Annotated in this window: 12 protein-coding genes; 5 read left to right on the top strand and 7 right to left on the bottom strand. The window is 65.2% G+C overall.

All coding sequences use genetic code 11. The features are described 5' to 3' along the window. Positions 1 to 193: 193 nt before the first annotated feature. From LSQ66_RS08385 to LSQ66_RS08375, 3 genes are read right to left on the bottom strand one after another with little or no spacing between them, the layout of a single operon-like run. A complete protein-coding gene (locus tag LSQ66_RS08385) occupies positions 194 to 550 on the bottom strand; it encodes an Hpt domain-containing protein (protein ID WP_231769332.1) in 357 nt (118 codons plus the stop codon). Continuing rightward, positions 550 to 1,200: a uracil phosphoribosyltransferase gene (upp, locus tag LSQ66_RS08380; protein WP_231769331.1), complete on the bottom strand. Its 651-nt coding sequence runs from the start codon at positions 1,198 to 1,200 to the stop codon at positions 550 to 552. The genes LSQ66_RS08385 and upp overlap by 1 nt, the downstream gene beginning before the upstream one ends. Positions 1,201 to 1,237: 37 nt before the next feature. After that, a complete protein-coding gene (locus LSQ66_RS08375; RefSeq protein ID WP_231769330.1) occupies positions 1,238 to 2,932 on the bottom strand; it encodes an isovaleryl-CoA dehydrogenase in 1,695 nt (564 codons plus the stop codon). Positions 2,933 to 3,255: 323 nt separating this feature from the next. On the opposite strand from LSQ66_RS08375, the gene LSQ66_RS08370 reads away from it, so the two are divergent. Together LSQ66_RS08370 and LSQ66_RS08365 are read left to right on the top strand one after the other, a co-directional pair. Then, positions 3,256 to 4,908: a putative bifunctional diguanylate cyclase/phosphodiesterase gene (locus LSQ66_RS08370; protein WP_407659584.1), complete on the top strand. Its 1,653-nt coding sequence runs from the start codon at positions 3,256 to 3,258 to the stop codon at positions 4,906 to 4,908. Next, positions 4,905 to 6,398, top strand: a complete 1,494-nt coding sequence (locus LSQ66_RS08365) for an HDOD domain-containing protein (RefSeq protein ID WP_231769328.1) — start codon at positions 4,905 to 4,907, stop codon at positions 6,396 to 6,398. Before LSQ66_RS08370 ends, LSQ66_RS08365 begins: the two co-directional genes overlap by 4 nt. Here the strand turns inward: LSQ66_RS08365 and LSQ66_RS08360 are convergent, their stop codons facing one another. Together LSQ66_RS08360 and aroC are read right to left on the bottom strand one after the other, a co-directional pair. Continuing rightward, positions 6,399 to 7,547 carry an MFS transporter gene (locus tag LSQ66_RS08360; protein WP_231769327.1) on the bottom strand — a complete coding sequence of 383 codons (1,149 nt, stop codon included), beginning with the start codon at positions 7,545 to 7,547 and terminating at the stop codon, positions 6,399 to 6,401. It lies immediately after the preceding gene. Between the two features lie 35 nt (positions 7,548 to 7,582). Next, a complete protein-coding gene (aroC, locus tag LSQ66_RS08355) occupies positions 7,583 to 8,683 on the bottom strand; it encodes a chorismate synthase (RefSeq protein WP_231769326.1) in 1,101 nt (366 codons plus the stop codon). 172 nt (positions 8,684 to 8,855) lie between these two features. Between aroC and LSQ66_RS08350 the strand changes: the two genes are divergently transcribed. Continuing rightward, complete coding sequence (locus tag LSQ66_RS08350) at positions 8,856 to 11,081, top strand: EAL domain-containing response regulator (protein ID WP_231769325.1); 2,226 nt, start codon at positions 8,856 to 8,858, stop codon at positions 11,079 to 11,081. A 4-nt stretch (positions 11,082 to 11,085) separates the two neighbouring features. On the opposite strand, the gene LSQ66_RS08345 is transcribed toward LSQ66_RS08350, so the two are convergent. Beyond that, complete coding sequence (locus LSQ66_RS08345) at positions 11,086 to 11,541, bottom strand: CBS domain-containing protein (RefSeq protein ID WP_231769324.1); 456 nt, start codon at positions 11,539 to 11,541, stop codon at positions 11,086 to 11,088. Between the two features lie 175 nt (positions 11,542 to 11,716). Here LSQ66_RS08345 and LSQ66_RS08340 point away from each other — a divergent pair, with 175 nt between their 5' ends. Together LSQ66_RS08340 and LSQ66_RS08335 are read left to right on the top strand one after the other, a co-directional pair. Beyond that, positions 11,717 to 13,027, top strand: coding sequence for an O-acetylhomoserine aminocarboxypropyltransferase (locus LSQ66_RS08340; protein ID WP_231769323.1), 1,311 nt, complete (start codon positions 11,717 to 11,719; stop codon positions 13,025 to 13,027). Next, positions 13,027 to 13,818, top strand: coding sequence for an alpha/beta fold hydrolase (locus tag LSQ66_RS08335; protein ID WP_231770074.1), 792 nt, complete (start codon positions 13,027 to 13,029; stop codon positions 13,816 to 13,818). The genes LSQ66_RS08340 and LSQ66_RS08335 overlap by 1 nt, the downstream gene beginning before the upstream one ends. On the opposite strand, the gene LSQ66_RS08330 is transcribed toward LSQ66_RS08335, so the two are convergent. Further along, positions 13,815 to 15,179, bottom strand: coding sequence for a YihY family inner membrane protein (locus tag LSQ66_RS08330; protein WP_231769322.1), 1,365 nt, complete (start codon positions 15,177 to 15,179; stop codon positions 13,815 to 13,817). The two genes, LSQ66_RS08335 and LSQ66_RS08330, sit on opposite strands and share 4 nt — an antisense overlap. Positions 15,180 to 15,182 lie beyond the last annotated feature (3 nt).

Genomic DNA, 15,182 nt, shown 5'->3' with positions numbered 1-15,182 from the left:
TGCACGACTTTGAATCTAAACGATCCCGCATTATACCGGAGCACGCGAGAAAAGTACGTTTTACCTGAAATTTCTGCGCGATCTCAGCAGTTTCCCGCCGCTTTCACGACATTGGGGCATTTTTTGTTGCCCAAAATGGCGTTTGGCATGGATGTAACTATAGACAATATTTCTTGTCTGCGTTTGAGAAAAGTCAATCGTGCGCGGGGTGTGTTGCGGAAATGGGATCGCGGCGGGCCCACTCGAGAAAACGGCCGATTTCGCCCTCGGCGCCGTCCCAGGAGGCGCCCTGCTCCAGCATGGCGCGCACCTGCTGTTCCAGCTGCCGCGCCTGCTCGCCGAGCAGCCTGAACCCAAAGGAGCCGGCCGAACCGGCAATGGTGTGCAGGCTGTGGTGCAGGGCCTCGAGCTGGGGCTGTCCGGCTCCCTCGGCCAGTACTGCAGCCAGGGCCCTGTCGACGGCATCCAGGCGCTCGGGCAGCGCGGCGGCATACTTGTCCGCCAGCGCCTTCAAACGCTCCCGGTAGGCCGGGTCGACCGGTGTGGCCATTACTTGGTGCCGAAGATGCGGTCGCCCGCGTCGCCCAGGCCGGGCATGATGTAGGCGTGGTCGTTCAGGTGCGAATCGAGCGAAGCGCAGTAGATCTTCACATTCGGGTGCGACTTCTGGAACACCTCAATGCCTTCCGGCGCGGCCACCAGGGCCAGGAAGATGATCTGTTCGTCGCTCACGCCGCGGCTTTTCAGCACATCCACGGCGTGCACGGCCGAATTGCCGGTAGCGACCATCGGGTCGCACAGGATGAAGGTGCGGTCCACCAGGTCGGGCAGGCGCACCAGGTATTCCACCGGCTGGTGGGTTTCGGGATCGCGGAACACGCCGATATGGCCCACGCGCGCCGACGGCACGAGGTTCAGCAGGCCGTCGCTCATGCCGATGCCCGCGCGCAGGATGGGCACCACCGCCAGCTTCTTGCCCGCGATGACGGGAGCGTCGATGGTCTGCAGCGGCGTCTCGATCTGGCGGGTGGTCAGCGGCAGGTCGCGGGTGATTTCATAGCCCATCAGCTGCGTGATTTCCTTCAGCAGCTCGCGGAAGGTGCGGGTCGAGGTGCCCTTGTCGCGCATGTGGCTCAGCTTGTGCTGGATCAGCGGATGGTCGGTGATGAAAAGATTGGGGAAGCGCGGATCTTGTTTCATGGCTCGTCGAATAGATGGGTATTCCGCATTATCCCAGTCAAGTGCGAGCGCTGTCCACTGGCAGCGCCCGTTCCAGAATGGCCGCGCAGTCCACGCCCTGGGGCAGGCGGCCGAAGGCGCCGCCCGGTTCCCGCGCGATACGGGAGGCGATGAATGCCCCGCTCACGGCAGCCGGGGCGTGGCGCAGGAGCAGCCCCGCCTGTACCGCCAGCACGATGCGCTCCGCCAGCAGCCGCGCCCCGTATTCCTCGGCCTGGGGCTGGCGCAGCTGCTCCAGCAGCGCGCCCGTGAAGCGCACATAGTCCGCATTGCCCTCCCCGGCCAGCGCCAGTTCCGCCTGCAGGGCCTCGGCAGCGGCGGGCGAGCGGGCGAAGGCGCGCAGCAGGTCCAGGCACATCACGTTGCCCGAGCCCTCCCAGATCGAATTGACCGGCAGCTCGCGGTACAGGCGCGCCAGCGGGCTCTCTTCCACATAGCCGCTGCCGCCGATCACCTCCATGGCTTCGGCGCCGAAGGCCGGTCCGCGCTTGCAGATCCAGTACTTGCCTGCGGGCGTGAGCAGGCGGCCCAGCGTCGTTTCGGCGGCGTCCCCGGGATGGTCGAAGCAGCGCGCCAGGCGCATGGCGAAGGCCGTGGCGGCCTCGGATTCGAGGGCCAGGTCGGCCAGCACGTTCTGCATCAGGGGCTGTTCGGCGAGCGGCCTGCCGAAGGCCTGGCGCTGGCGCGCGTGATGCAGGGCGTGCGTCAGGGCGCAGCGCATGGCGCCTGCGCTGCCCAGAACGCAGTCCAGCCGCGTATGGCTGCCCATTTCCAGGATGGTGGGAATGCCGCGCCCCGGCTTCCCGAGCAGCCAGCCGTAGGCGCCCGCGAATTCCACCTCCGAGGAGGCATTGGAGCGGTTGCCCAGCTTGTCCTTCAGGCGCTGCACGCGCACTTCGTTCAGGCGGCCGTCGTCCAGGAAGCGCGGCACGAGGAAGCAGGAGATGCCTGCGCTGCCCTCGCCTTCCGTCTGGGCCAGTACGAGATGGGCGTCGCTCTGCGGCGCGGAGAAGAACCACTTGTGGCCCACCAGCCGGTAGACGTCCTGCGAATGCTGGCCGAACACGGCCTCCGCTTCCGGGGGCAGCACGGGTTCGGCGCGGGTGCGGTTGCTGCGCACATCCGAACCGCCCTGCTTCTCGGTCATGCCCATGCCCACGAGAGCTCCGCGCTTCTGGTCGATGGGCAGCGCGCGGGGGTCGTATTGGCGGGAGAGAATCTTGGGCAGCCAGCGTCCCGCCAGCGCGGGCGATTGGCGCAATGCGGGCACGCAGGCATAGGTCATGGTCACGGGACATTGGGAGCCATTTTCCACCTGGCCGAACATCAGGTAGGCCGCCGCGCGCGCCACCTGGGCGCCCGGCCCGGGCTGTTCCCAGGGCGAGGAATGCGCGCCCGCTGTAATCAGAAGTTCCATCAATGCGTGCCAGCTGGGATGGAACTCCACCTGGTCGATGCGGCGACCGCTCCGGTCGAAGCGGTGCAGCACGGGGCCATTCTCGTTCGCCATGCGCGCCAGGGCCAGGGTCTCGGCCCGGCCCAGCCTTGCGCCCAGTTCCGACAGCCCGGCGCGGCTGGCGCCAGCGCCTTCCCTGGCCAGCGCCTCCTGCAGGGGAATATCCGCCTCGAAAAGATTAATATCTTCGAAGGCTGCCGCCTGATTGAACACTTCATGGGTGTCGAACTGGTTCATATGGTCCTCTTATCGGTTTTACATCAGGCTAGCCCAATCCCCAGCCTTCGGCAAGCAAGTCAATATTGCTCAATAAATCATCAACATGCGCCGCTTTTCTCACCTGGATTTGCAGAATTGCCGCACGCCAACAACTTTTTTCGGGTAACTTAAGGGGAATTTGTCTTTTTTCATGAATAAATGTCAGTTCGGTGATACATTTGTTTTTCCTTGACCCACGGCAATAACCGAAAGTTTCACTAGCGATGCAGTCCAGCCACCCCGTTCCGGCGAATGATCCGCGGCCCGAATTCGACAGTTTGCTCGAAGAGGCTGGCGATGTCGTGTTCCGCCTCAACATGGCGGGACAAATCCTGTTCGCCAGCCGGCGCAGCGCTGCGGCCCTGGCCCAGGCTCAGGAACTGCGTGGACAGCTTCTCACCTCCCTCGTCTGCGAATTCGACCAGGGCACGCTGAAAGGCGCGCTGACGGACGTGATGCAGGTGCAGCCCGTGAGCCGGGTGGAGACCCGCCTGCGCTGCGGCGAGCTGGAAGTGTGGTTCGAACTTCGCATCTCGGCCTATGCCAACGCGGCGGGTGTGCGCGAGCTGCTCGTGGTGGGCCGGGACATGACGACCCAGCACGCTACCGAAGAACGCCTGCGCCACATGGCCACGCACGACGCGCTGACCGAGCTTCCCAACCGCCTGCTTCTGTCCGACCGCCTGCGCATGACCATCGCCCAGGCGCGCCGCTCCGGCCAGGGCTTCGCCGTGGCCACGGTGGGCCTGGACAGCTTCAAGAAGGTGAACGACGGCCTTGGCCACCCCATCGGCGACGCCGTGCTGCGCATGGCGTCCGCCCGCCTACGCAAGACGCTGCGCGACAGCGACACCCTGGCGCGCGTGGGCGGCGACGAGTTCGTGGCCATCCTGCCCGGCACCTTCAACGACGCCCAGATCAAGCTGGTGACCGGCCGCCTGCTGGCCACCCTGCAGTCGCCCTTCGAGATCGAGGGCCACACTATTTATATCGGCGCCTCCATCGGCGTATCGGTCTATCCCGAACACGCGGAAGACGAGATCCGCCTGGTGGCCATGGCCGATGCGGCCATGTCGCGCGCCAAGCAGACCGGCAAGGCGCGCAGCCTGGTGTACAGCCCGCGCGACAATGGGCCGCCGGAACACGACATCTCGCTGGAGGCGGCCATGTTCCAGGCCGTGCGCGAGGGCGAATTCATGCTGTACTACCAGCCCATCGTGGACGCGCGCTCGCGCGAGATCGAGGGCTTCGAGACCCTGATGCGCTGGAAGCACCCTACCCTGGGCATGGTGCCGCCGTCGCGCTTCATTCCCATCGCCGAGACCAATGGCCTTATCAGCCTGCTCGGCGCCTGGGCGCTGAAGTCGGCCTGCGTGCAGCTCAAGCAGTTCCAGGAAACGGCCAAGCGCCCGCTCTACATCTCGGTCAATATCAGTCCGCGCCAGTTCCGCAGCGATAAGTTCCTGGAAGTGCTGGACGATGCCATCGCCTTCTCCGGCCTGTCCGGCGAACAGCTGGTGCTGGAGATTACGGAGGGTACGCTGATGATCGACCCGGTCCACGCGGAAGTGATCCTGTCCAAGATGGCCGAGCGCAAGGCGCGCATCGCCATCGACGATTTCGGTACGGGCTACTCCTCGCTCGCCTACCTCAAGCGCTTCCCGATCTCCGTACTGAAGATCGACCGCGCCTTTATCCGCGACCTGCCCACGTCCCAGAAGGACGCGGCGATCTGCAACGCAGTGCTCGACCTGGCCAAGCACCTGGACCTGTCCGTGGTGGCCGAAGGCGTCGAGAATGAAGAACAGCTCCACTACATCAAAGAGCGCGGCTGCCGCTATATCCAGGGCTTCCTGACCGGGAAGCCCATGGCCGCCAACGTGGCGGTAGCGGCGCTGCGCGACAGCACTTACGCCAGCCTGCTGCCTGAAGAACTGCGACAGGTGGCCCAATGAACATGCCATTCGACTCCGATACCTCTCCCGGCGAACAGACGCTCGCCCTGCTGTGGGAACGCACGCGCAGCCGCGGCGACATGCCGGCCTTCGCCAAGGCCATCAGCTCCATCCTGGGCGCCATGCGCGGCGAAGACGACAGTGAATTCAGCATGACGGAAACGGTGCTCTCCGATCCCGTTCTCACGCAGAAGGTGCTGCGCCTTGCAAACAGCAGCATGTATTCGGCCTTCGGCCAGCACGTGAACACCGTGACCAAGGCGGTGCTGGTGCTGGGCACGGAGGCCATCGGCCACCTGGCGCTGGGATTGAAGCTGATCGAGGAGCTGTCCGTCGCCTCGCCCGATACCACCCTCGCCCACATCGAAATGGAGAAGGCCGTACTGGCCGGGATGGTGGCGCGCGAAGTGGCCACCAGCGCCGCCAGCCGCCATGCCGAGGAAGCCGTGGTGTGCTCCATGCTGCATACCCTGGGCCGCATGATGGTGACCTTCTACATGCCCGAGGTCTGGGCGCGCATGCAGCAGCGCACCGGCATCGGGCGCGAAGACATGGCCTCGCTGGAACTGCTGGGCATCACCCTCGAAGAGATCGGCCGTTCGACGGCCGAACACTGGGGCCTGCCGAAGAACCTGGTGGCGGGCATGCGCACGGTGGAGCCTTCCGCCGATGGCGCGCAGCTCAGCCACGCGGACTGGATCGCCGGTGTCTCCACCCTTTCGCGCCTGTGCGCCGCCGCGCTGTGGAACGACGACGAAGCCGGCGCCGCCGAAGTGGCGCGCCTGGCGGAGCGCTACTCCGGCATGGTGGGCGTGGCGCCGGACAAGATGCACACGGCTATCGGCCATGCGCGCGCCGCAGCCGCGGCCGACCTTTCCATCGCTCCGCTGTCCCGCCCTGCCGAGCGCCGCGCCAAGGCCCTGGCCAAGACGCGCCAGCGCGCCGCGGGCAACAAGATCCTGCTGCGCGGCCTGGCCGACATGCGCGACATGGCCGATGCGGCCAGCCCGGGCCAGATGGTGTCGGCCGCGCTGGAAATCGTCTACAAGGGGCTGGACTTCTCGCGCGCCGTGGCCTTCGTGCGCAGCCGCCGCGACGGCCAGTATGCAGCCAAGATGAGCTTCGGCGAGGGCGTGCGCGACCTCATGCCGCAGATGGTGTTCGACGAGGCCTATGAACCGAACGTCTTCCACGCTGCCCTGAGCAGCGACCGCGTGATCTTCATCGAGAACGCGCGCGACGGCAAGTTCGCGTCAAAATTGCCGCAATGGTGGAAAGGCACGCTGGCGACGGCGCGCAGCTTCGTCATCCTGCCGCTATCGGCGAACGGACAGCCTGCCGGTTTCCTGTATGGCGACTGGGACGAGTCCTTCCCGCCCATCCAGCTTAGCCAGACCGAGTTCGGCCTGCTGAACGATATGCGGGCGCTGGTGGTGAAGACGGTGGAACGCCGCCAGCAGCTCGAAACCCTGAGCAGCCGCGCCGCCTGATCAAGCGTCCAGGCGCTGGAAGCGGAAGCAGAGCATTGCCGCCGCCGCAGCCAGCGCCGCCAGCCCTGCCGCCACGTAGTACACGGAGGCGGGTCCCAGATTCTCCCAGCATCGCGTGAGGAAGAGGCTCCCCAGCGAACCGCCCAGGCCGTAGGACAGGCTGATATACAAGGCCTGGCCGCGCGCCTGCAATGGGCCCGCGAACCAGCGCTGCATGGTGGTGACGGCTGCCGAGTGATGCAGCGCGAAGGTGGCCGCATGCAGCACCTGGGCCACCACCAGCCATGCCAGCGAATCGGCCAGGCTGCCGATCATGGCGAAGCGCAGCGCCGCCACACCAAGCGCAAGGTACATCATCTTCCGCGCGCCCCAGCGCCGCATCATGTTCCCCTGGAAGTAGAACAGCAGCACTTCCGCCGTCACGCCGAGCGACCACATGGCCCCGATCACGGCCTTGCTGTAGCCGTGCCGCTCAAGGTACAGCGAATAGAAGGTGTAGACGGCCATGTGCGCCGCGACCATGAGGGCTGTCGAGAGGAAGAACATCTGCACCTCGCGCTTGCGCAGCACCTGCATGAGCACCGGCGGCGGCCCCGCATGGGGAATGCGCGGCACCTCCTTCAGGCGCAGCGCGGCCAGCAGGACGCATACGAGCAAGGCGCCCGCCACCCACGGCAAGGCCAGTACCCCGTACTGGTCCAGCACAAAGGCCGCGCCCATCACCGAGAGAATGAAGCCGATCGAGCCCCAGAGGCGGATGCGCCCGTAGTAGCTCAGGTCTCCCCGCATTTCGGACATCATCAGCGCCTCGCAGATCGGTCCCTGGGCGCTCGTGAAGAGATTCAGCAGCACCATGGCCGCGAACAGGTGCGCGAAGGCGGTGCCGAAGAAGAAGCCGGATAATGCGGTCAGCGCCGCAATGCCCGTCAGGCGCAGCACGAAGACGCGGCGTTCGGAATGGTCGGCCACATAGCCCCAGACATTCGGACCGAAGATGCGCATGACCTGGATCAGCGACATCAGAACGCCGATCTGCGCCACGCTCATGCCCTTGGCGGCGAAGAACAGGCTGGCGTAGGTGGAGAAAGTGCCAGCGTGGGCGTAATAGCAGAAGAGGAAAAGCGCGAAACTGACAGCTTGTGCAGGCATTGTATAGGCTCCCGCGGGCGCGGGAGCAACAGACTTTAGCGGCGGGCGATATCCGGGGTGTTCACGCGCACATCGCCGCACTGGGCGCGATGCATGAGGGCGTGGTCCATGAGCACCAGGGCCAGCATGGCTTCCGCAATCGGCGTGGCGCGGATGCCGACGCAGGGATCGTGGCGGCCGAAGGTCTCCACCATCACGGGATTGCCTTCCTTGTCGATGGAGCGGCGCGGCGTGCGGATGGACGAGGTGGGCTTGATGGCGATGGATACGGTGATGTCCTGCCCCGTCGAAATCCCGCCCAGAACGCCGCCCGCGTGGTTGCTGGCGAAGCCCTGCGGCGTGAGTTCGTCGCCATGCTCGGAGCCGCGCTGGGCCACCGATGCAAAGCCTGCGCCGATCTCCACGCCCTTCACGGCGTTAATGCCCATCATGGCGTAGGCGATGTCGGCATCCAGCTTGTCGTAGATGGGCTGGCCCAGGCCCACCGGCACCCTGGTCGCCACCACGTCGATGCGCGCGCCGATGGAGTCGCCGGCCTTGCGCAGCTCGTCCATATAGCTTTCCATGCGCGCGATCAGGTCCGCGTCGGCCGTCGCTGCGAAGAACGGGTTCGATGGAACGTGGGCCCAGTCCTGGAACGGCACTTCGATGTCGCCCAGCTGGCGCATGCAGCCGAAGAACTCCGTGCCATAGTGCTCCTTGAGCCATTTCTTCGCAATGGCCGCCGCGCCCACCACCGGCGCCGTCAGGCGCGCCGAGGAACGGCCGCCGCCGCGCGGGTCGCGCACGCCGTATTTGTGCCAGTAGGTGTAGTCTGCGTGGCCGGGACGGAAGCTTTCGGCGATGTTGCCGTAGTCCTTGCTGCGCTGATCCTCGTTCTTGATCAGCAGCGCAATCGGCGTGCCGGTCGTGACGCCCTGGTAGACGCCCGACAGGATTTGGACCGCATCCGGTTCCTGTCGCTGCGTTACGTGGCGCGAGGTGCCCGGCTTGCGGCGGTCCAGCTCCGGCTGGATGTCCGCTTCCGACAGCGCCAGGCCGGGCGGGCAGCCATCGATCACGCAGCCGATGGCCGGACCGTGGGATTCGCCGAAAGTACTGACCGAGAAGAGCTTGCCGAAGGAATTGCCAGACATAATTTCGAAATTTGCGCTGAAACCAATCATTCTACCGCTTTCGGAGTTGCTAAACCAGCGAGAACTTCTCGCAACAAAAGGCAATTTTCTTAGTAGAAACATACGTTCCGGCCAGCATTCCGCTATATACTCCATTACAAGGAACACCAAGCTATCTGGAGAGAAGTGACCCATGCCTGATCAGGACGATTTGGTATTCCTGGATGAAAGCCCGGTTCCGGCCCCAGCCGGCACACCGCGCCATGTGTGGCGGGTGATGATCATCGACGACGATGAGGACGTGCATTCGACCACGACGTTCGCTCTCGGCAGCCTTGAAATGCAAGGCCGCCCGCTGGAGTTCGTGCACGCCTATTCGGCAGCCCAGGCAAGGGAAATGCTCCAGTACGAGCACGATATCGCCGTGATCCTGCTGGACGTGGTGATGGAGCAGGACGATGCCGGCCTGCACCTCGTGCGACATATCCGCGAAATCCTGAAGCTGAGCGATGTGCGCATCATCCTGCGCACCGGACAGCCGGGCTATGCGCCCGAAATCGACGCCATCCGCGATTTCGACATCAACGATTACAAGACCAAGTCCGAACTCACGCGCATCAAGCTGTACACCACGGTGACGGCCGCCATCCGCTCCTACGAGCAGATTCGCAAGATCAGCGACAGCCGCCGGGGCCTGAACCAGATTGTCCACGCAGGCACGGAGCTCATGGCCCTGCACGGCGTGCGCAATTTCGCCGCGGGCGTGCTCTCGCAGGCGGCGAGCCTGCTGGGGCAGCAGGCCAATGGCGTGCTGTGCGTGCAGGACTGCCCGGACGACGATTGCAGCGCGCTGGAAGTGCTGGCCGCCATGGGCAGCCTGCACAACCTTGGCAGCCGCGATCCCCTGTCGAGCGCAGCGCATGTGGTGCAAGGCATGGCCCAGGCGGTCGCGCAGCGCCGCAATGTCTACACGGGCGACGCGCTGGCCCTGTACTTCGCGGGCAAATCCAGCCGCGTCTTCGTTGCCTGGCTGCTCATGCCGCGCCCTCCGACCGAACTGGAAGACCGCCTGCTGGAAGTTTTCTGCGCCAACGTGGCGGTGGGCCTCGACAACGTGGAGCTGCTGTCCCACCTGCACAAGGCAGCCTTCTACGATTCGCTCTCGAAGCTGCCCAACCGCACGCGCCTGATCGAGATCCTGGACGCCACGCTGTCGGGTCCCGCGCGCGACGACGCCACCCTGTCGCTGGTGGACCTCGACCACTTCGCCGAAACCAACGACGCGCTGGGCCACGAGTTCGGCGACACCCTGCTGGTGGCAGTGGCCAACCGCCTCCAAACGAGCCTTGGCCAGCAGCTGACCGTCGCCCGCATCGGCGGCGACATCTTCGGCGTGCTGGGCGACGCGTCCCAGGTGCATCCGGAGGCGATTCTCGAACTGTTCCAGCGCCCCTTCAGCATCGAAGGCCAGGACGTGCGCCTTTCCGCCACCCTTGGCCTGGTGCGCCTGTGCGAACACGATGGCAATGGGTCGGACGCGCTGAAGGACGCGGATATCGCCCTGAAGCGCGCCAAGTCGCAGCAGCGCGCGGGCCACTTCTACTTCACGCGCAGCATGGGTGTGGAGATCCGCGAGCGGGTGCGCATGATGCACGCGCTGCGCAAGGCCTATGCCCAGAATGAGCTGTTCGTGATGTACCAGCCGCAGATGGACCTGCTCACGCGCCGCCCCATCGGCGCCGAAGCCCTGCTGCGCTGGCGCACGCCGGACGGCAAGTTCGTGTCGCCCGACCGCTTCATTCCGATTGCCGAATATTCAGGCCTCATCATCGAGATCGGCGAAACGGTCATGCGCACCGCGCTGCGCGAACTGGTGGCCCTGCGGGCTGCGGGGCATCAGGACTTCACCATGTCCGTCAACGTGTCGCAGGTGCAGTTCCGGCACCCGCAGTTCCTGGACATGCTGCGCCGCGCCCTGGCCGATACCGGCGCGCCGCCCGAATATGTGGAGCTGGAGATCACCGAATCCATGGCCATGGAAGAGCCGAACCTGCTGATCGAGATGCTGGCCCAGATCAAGCAGACCGGCGTCACCATCGCCATCGACGATTTCGGCACCGGCTTCTCTTCCCTCTCCTACCTGCAGCGCCTGCAGATCGACCGGCTGAAGATCGACCGCGCCTTCGTTACCGAAATCACGGGTTCGGCGCGCGGCAGCAGCATCGCCGAAATGGTGATCCAGCTGGGGCAGAATTTGGGATTGACGGTGATTGCGGAAGGCGTGGAGGACGAGCGCCAGGCGCAGATCCTGTACGCTCTTGGGTGCCCGCTGGCGCAGGGCTTCCTGTTTGCGCGTCCAATGGCGGCGGACACCCTGGACGAATGGCTGGCGAACGACGCCCTGCAGGGCGCCGCCTGACCAATCAGTTCGCGGCCTGGTCTTCCTCCGCCGGCCAGTCGCGGATGTAGGCCTTGAGCATGCGGTTCTCGAAGCTCTGCGCTTCGAGCACGGCACGCGCCACGTCGTAGAAGGAAATCACGCCGAGCAGGGTCTTGGCATTCATCACAGGCAGGTAGCGCGCGTGCTTTTCCAGCATGATGCGGCGCACCTCGTTCACTTCCGTATCCGGCGTCACCGTAATGGGATGGTCGTCCATGTGCTTGCGCACCGTGCCTCCCCCCACGGAACCCTGGTTCGCGTGCAGCGCCTTGAGCACTTCGCGGAAGGTCAGCATGCCGACCAGATCGCCGTATTCCATCACCACCAGCGAGCCGATATCCTTTTCAGCCATCGTGTTCGCCGCCTCCACCAGCGGCTGGTCCGGGGTGATGGTGTACAGGATGTTGCCTTTAACCTGGAGAATTTCGGAGACTTTCATGATGGCCGTCCTGTCCGCTGTGAATGGGAGTTTGTTTTATTGTAAGCCTTATCAGGAAATGTAGCCTAAGCCGAATTAAAAATCCAGCATTGCGCATAATCATATATGCAACACTTTGCAGGACTGGCGGAAGGCGGTAGCATCGCCCCACCAGAATAAACAGACGAGACATGCCATGAGCGGACCTCAATCGCCCGGCTTCGACACGCTGGCGCTACATACCGGCGCCGCACCCGATCCGGCAACCGGCGCGCGCGCCACCCCCATCCACTTCACCTCTTCCTTTGCCTTCCGCGATGCGGAGCATGCGGCGGCGCTGTTCAATATGGAACGCGCGGGCCACGTCTACTCGCGCATCACCAACCCCACGAATGCGGTGCTGGAGGAACGCATCGCGGCGCTGGAAGGCGGGGTGGCGGGCATTGCCACGGCCAGCGGCCAGGCTGCCATGCACCTGGGCCTTGTCACCATTGCCGGGGCGGGGTCGCACATCGTGGCATCGCGCGCGCTCTACGGCGGCTCGCACAATCTCCTCTCCTACACGCTGAAACGCTTCGGCATCGAGACCACCTTCGTCGATCCGTGCGATATCGATGCCTGGCGCGCTGCCATCCGTCCCGAAACGAAGGTGCTGTTCGCGGAAACGCTGGGCAATCCCGGCCTGGACGTGCTGGATATTCCGCGCGTTGCGGCCATCGCGCATGAGCACCATCTTCCGCTCATGGTGGACGGCACCTTCACCACGCCCTATCTGCTGCGGCCCTTCGACCACGGCGCCGATCTCGTATTCCACTCCGCCACCAAATTCCTGTGCGGCCATGGCACGGCCATCGGCGGCCTGCTGGTGGACGGCGGCACCTTCGACTGGCAGGCAGCCTACGAGAAGACGGGCCGCTTCGCCGAGCTGTGCGAGCCGTACGACGGCTTCCACGGCATGGTGTTCGCGGAAGAGTCGACCGTGGCGCCCTTCTCACTGCGTGCGCGCCGCGAAGGCCTGCGCGATTTCGGCGCCGTCATGAGCCCTCACAACGCCTTCGCCATCCTGCAGGGGGTTGAAACGCTCGGCATGCGCATGGACCGGCACGTGGCCAATACGCGCAAGGTGGTGGAATTCCTGCTGTCACAGCCCGCCGTGGAATCGGTGGCCTATCCCGAACTGCCGGACCACCCCGGCCATGCGCTGGCCCGGCAGCTGCTGCCGAAAGGCTGCGGCGCGGTGTTCTCCTTCAACATCAAGGGCGGGCGTGCGGCAGGCAAGCGCTTTGTCGAGAGCCTGAAGGTGTTCTCGCACCTGGCCAATGTGGGCGACGCAAAATCGCTGGTGATCCATCCCGCCTCCACCACGCATTTCCGGGTTCCCGCGGAACAGCTGGCGGCTTCCGGCATCGCGGAAGGCACCATGCGCCTTTCCGTGGGCCTGGAAAACGCGGAGGACCTGATCGAAGACCTGGCGCGCGGCCTCAAGGCATCGCAGAAAGGCGCATGATGCAGCTCGACCAGCATACCTACTGCTACACGGGCGGCAAGCCCTTCGACGCCTCCCTGCCTGCGGTGGTCTTCATCCACGGCGCGCAGAACGACCATTCCGTGTGGGCCCTGCAGTCCCGCTATCTGGCGCACCACGGCTTCGGCGTGCTGGCGGTGGACCTGCCGGGACACGGCCGCAGCAGGGGCGCGGCGCTGGACACGGTGGAGGCAATGGCCGATTGGCTGCTTGGCGTTCTCGATGCGGCAGGCGTGGCGAAAGCCGCGCTGGCGGGCCACAGCATGGGTTCATTGATTGCACTGGAAGCGGCCTTCCGCGCACCGGACCGCGTGAGCAAGCTGGCGCTGCTCGGCACGACATGGCCGATGAAAGTGTCCGGCGCGCTGCTGGATGCTGCGCTGAACGACGAGCCATCCGCCATCCGCATGGTCAACGCCTGGTCGCATTCGAGCATTGCGCACAAGCCTTCGTCGCCGGGTCCGGGGTTCTCGGTGCTGGGCGGATCGCAGCGGCTCATGGAGCGCATGTCCGCGCTGAATCCCGACCGGCTCTTCCACCGCGATTTCACAGCCTGCAATGCTTACGCCAACGGCGATGCGGCGGCGCGTTCGGTACAGTGCCCCACCCTCTTCATCCTGGGCAGCAAGGACATGATGACGCCGCCCAAAGCGGCACGGGGACTGATGGAGGCCATACCGCATGCGCGGCAGGTGACCGTGGATGCCGGCCACCAGATGATGGCCGAGCAGCCGGACGCAGTGCTGGACGCCCTGGCAGCCTTCCTGCGCTAACGTCCGTCGAGCGGGCCGAAATGGTCCGCCAGCGTACGGCCCAGGCCTGTCTCGACCGCCATTTCCACCTCGCGGGCCAGGCGCGCGGCTTCGCGCGTGGCCTCGCGGTCACGTTCGTCTTCGGAGGCAACGCCCGCGTTGACCGCCATGCCTCCGAAGACGAAGACACGGTAGACATCGGCCAGGGTGAGCTTGTCCGTATTCGCGAGCAGCACCCAGTTGTCGCCGCCCTCGCTCACGCGCTTCCCGAACTGGACGCGCGGCGGCGTTTCCACCTTCACGCGGCCCACCCAGCCCTGGGCCTGCATCTGTTCCAGCAGGGTCTCCATTTCGTCGAAGCCGAGGCGGGTGCGGGCACGGATGGAGGCGGCGCTCACGAGCGCCGTGTCGCCATGCTCGCTGGCCACGTGCAGCACGCGCAGAACCGCCATCGCGTCCACGAAGGCGCCGCCGGGCACGGCCTCATGCCACCAGCGTTCATATTTCACGACCGGCAGCGCCGCCGTCAGCAGCGCGCCCACCAGGGTGATGAGCCAGGAGAGGTAGACCCACAGCAGGAAGAGCGGCAGCGCGGCCAGCGCGCCGTAGATGCGGGAATAGGTCGGGAACTGGGTGATGAAGACCGCGAAACCGCGCTTGGCCAGCTCGAATGCCACCGCGGCCAGCATGCCGCCGCAGACTGCGTCGCGCCAGTCCACCACCCGGTTGGGCACTGAGATGTACAGGAAGGTGAAGCCCGCCGTCGCCAGCACCACGGACAGAATCGTATAGAACAGCTGCCCGAAAATGTCGCCCACGAGGCTCGTGGTAGCGCTGAACAGGTGCGTGGACAGGGTGATGGAGACGCCCACCAGCAAGGGGCCGAGCGTGATGAGCGCCCAGTACACGAGAATGCGCTTGGTCCAGCGCCGCTCGGCCTTCACGCGCCAGATGCGGTTGAAGGCGCGCTCGATCATGCCCATCATCGCCACCGACGTGAGCATCAGCGTCACGGCGCCCACGGCGGAAAGGCGCGTGGCCTTGGAGGCGAAGGTGGTGAGGTAGTTCAGGATCGTGTTCGAGATCGCCGTCGGCATCACGCCCTGGATGAAGTAGGCCTCCAGCGAGGTGCGGAAGGTCTTGAACATCGGGAAGGTGGTGAACACGGCGAGCGCGATAGTCAGCACCGGCACCAGGGCAAACACCGTGGTGAAAGTCAGGCCGCCCGCCACCTGCGGCAGGCTTTCCTCGCGCAGGCGGCGGCGCGCAAACAGCATGAGATCGCGGATTTCGTTCCACGACAGGCCGCGCAATTCGGCAATGCCGGCGTGGCAGCTGCGCGCGACGTAAGTGAAGAATGGGGAAAAGTACTTGGCTAGCATGTA

The organism is Massilia endophytica, assembly GCF_021165955.1.
Lineage (GTDB): Bacteria > Pseudomonadota > Gammaproteobacteria > Burkholderiales > Burkholderiaceae_D > Rugamonas > Rugamonas endophytica.
Note: the sequence above shows the minus strand (reverse complement) of the source record. Positions and strands in the feature narration are given on the sequence as shown.

Coding starts and splice junctions, on each gene's coding strand:
- LSQ66_RS08385 (WP_231769332.1), bottom strand. CDS start 550: ATGGCCACACCGGTCGACCCGGCCTACCGGGAGCGTTTGAAGGCGCTG.
- upp (WP_231769331.1), bottom strand. CDS start 1,200: ATGAAACAAGATCCGCGCTTCCCCAATCTTTTCATCACCGACCATCCG.
- LSQ66_RS08375 (WP_231769330.1), bottom strand. CDS start 2,932: ATGAACCAGTTCGACACCCATGAAGTGTTCAATCAGGCGGCAGCCTTC.
- LSQ66_RS08365 (WP_231769328.1), top strand. CDS start 4,905: ATGAACATGCCATTCGACTCCGATACCTCTCCCGGCGAACAGACGCTC.
- LSQ66_RS08360 (WP_231769327.1), bottom strand. CDS start 7,547: ATGCCTGCACAAGCTGTCAGTTTCGCGCTTTTCCTCTTCTGCTATTAC.
- aroC (WP_231769326.1), bottom strand. CDS start 8,683: ATGTCTGGCAATTCCTTCGGCAAGCTCTTCTCGGTCAGTACTTTCGGC.
- LSQ66_RS08350 (WP_231769325.1), top strand. CDS start 8,856: ATGCCTGATCAGGACGATTTGGTATTCCTGGATGAAAGCCCGGTTCCG.
- LSQ66_RS08345 (WP_231769324.1), bottom strand. CDS start 11,541: ATGAAAGTCTCCGAAATTCTCCAGGTTAAAGGCAACATCCTGTACACC.
- LSQ66_RS08340 (WP_231769323.1), top strand. CDS start 11,717: ATGAGCGGACCTCAATCGCCCGGCTTCGACACGCTGGCGCTACATACC.
- LSQ66_RS08335 (WP_231770074.1), top strand. CDS start 13,027: ATGCAGCTCGACCAGCATACCTACTGCTACACGGGCGGCAAGCCCTTC.
- LSQ66_RS08330 (WP_231769322.1), bottom strand. CDS start 15,179: ATGCTAGCCAAGTACTTTTCCCCATTCTTCACTTACGTCGCGCGCAGC.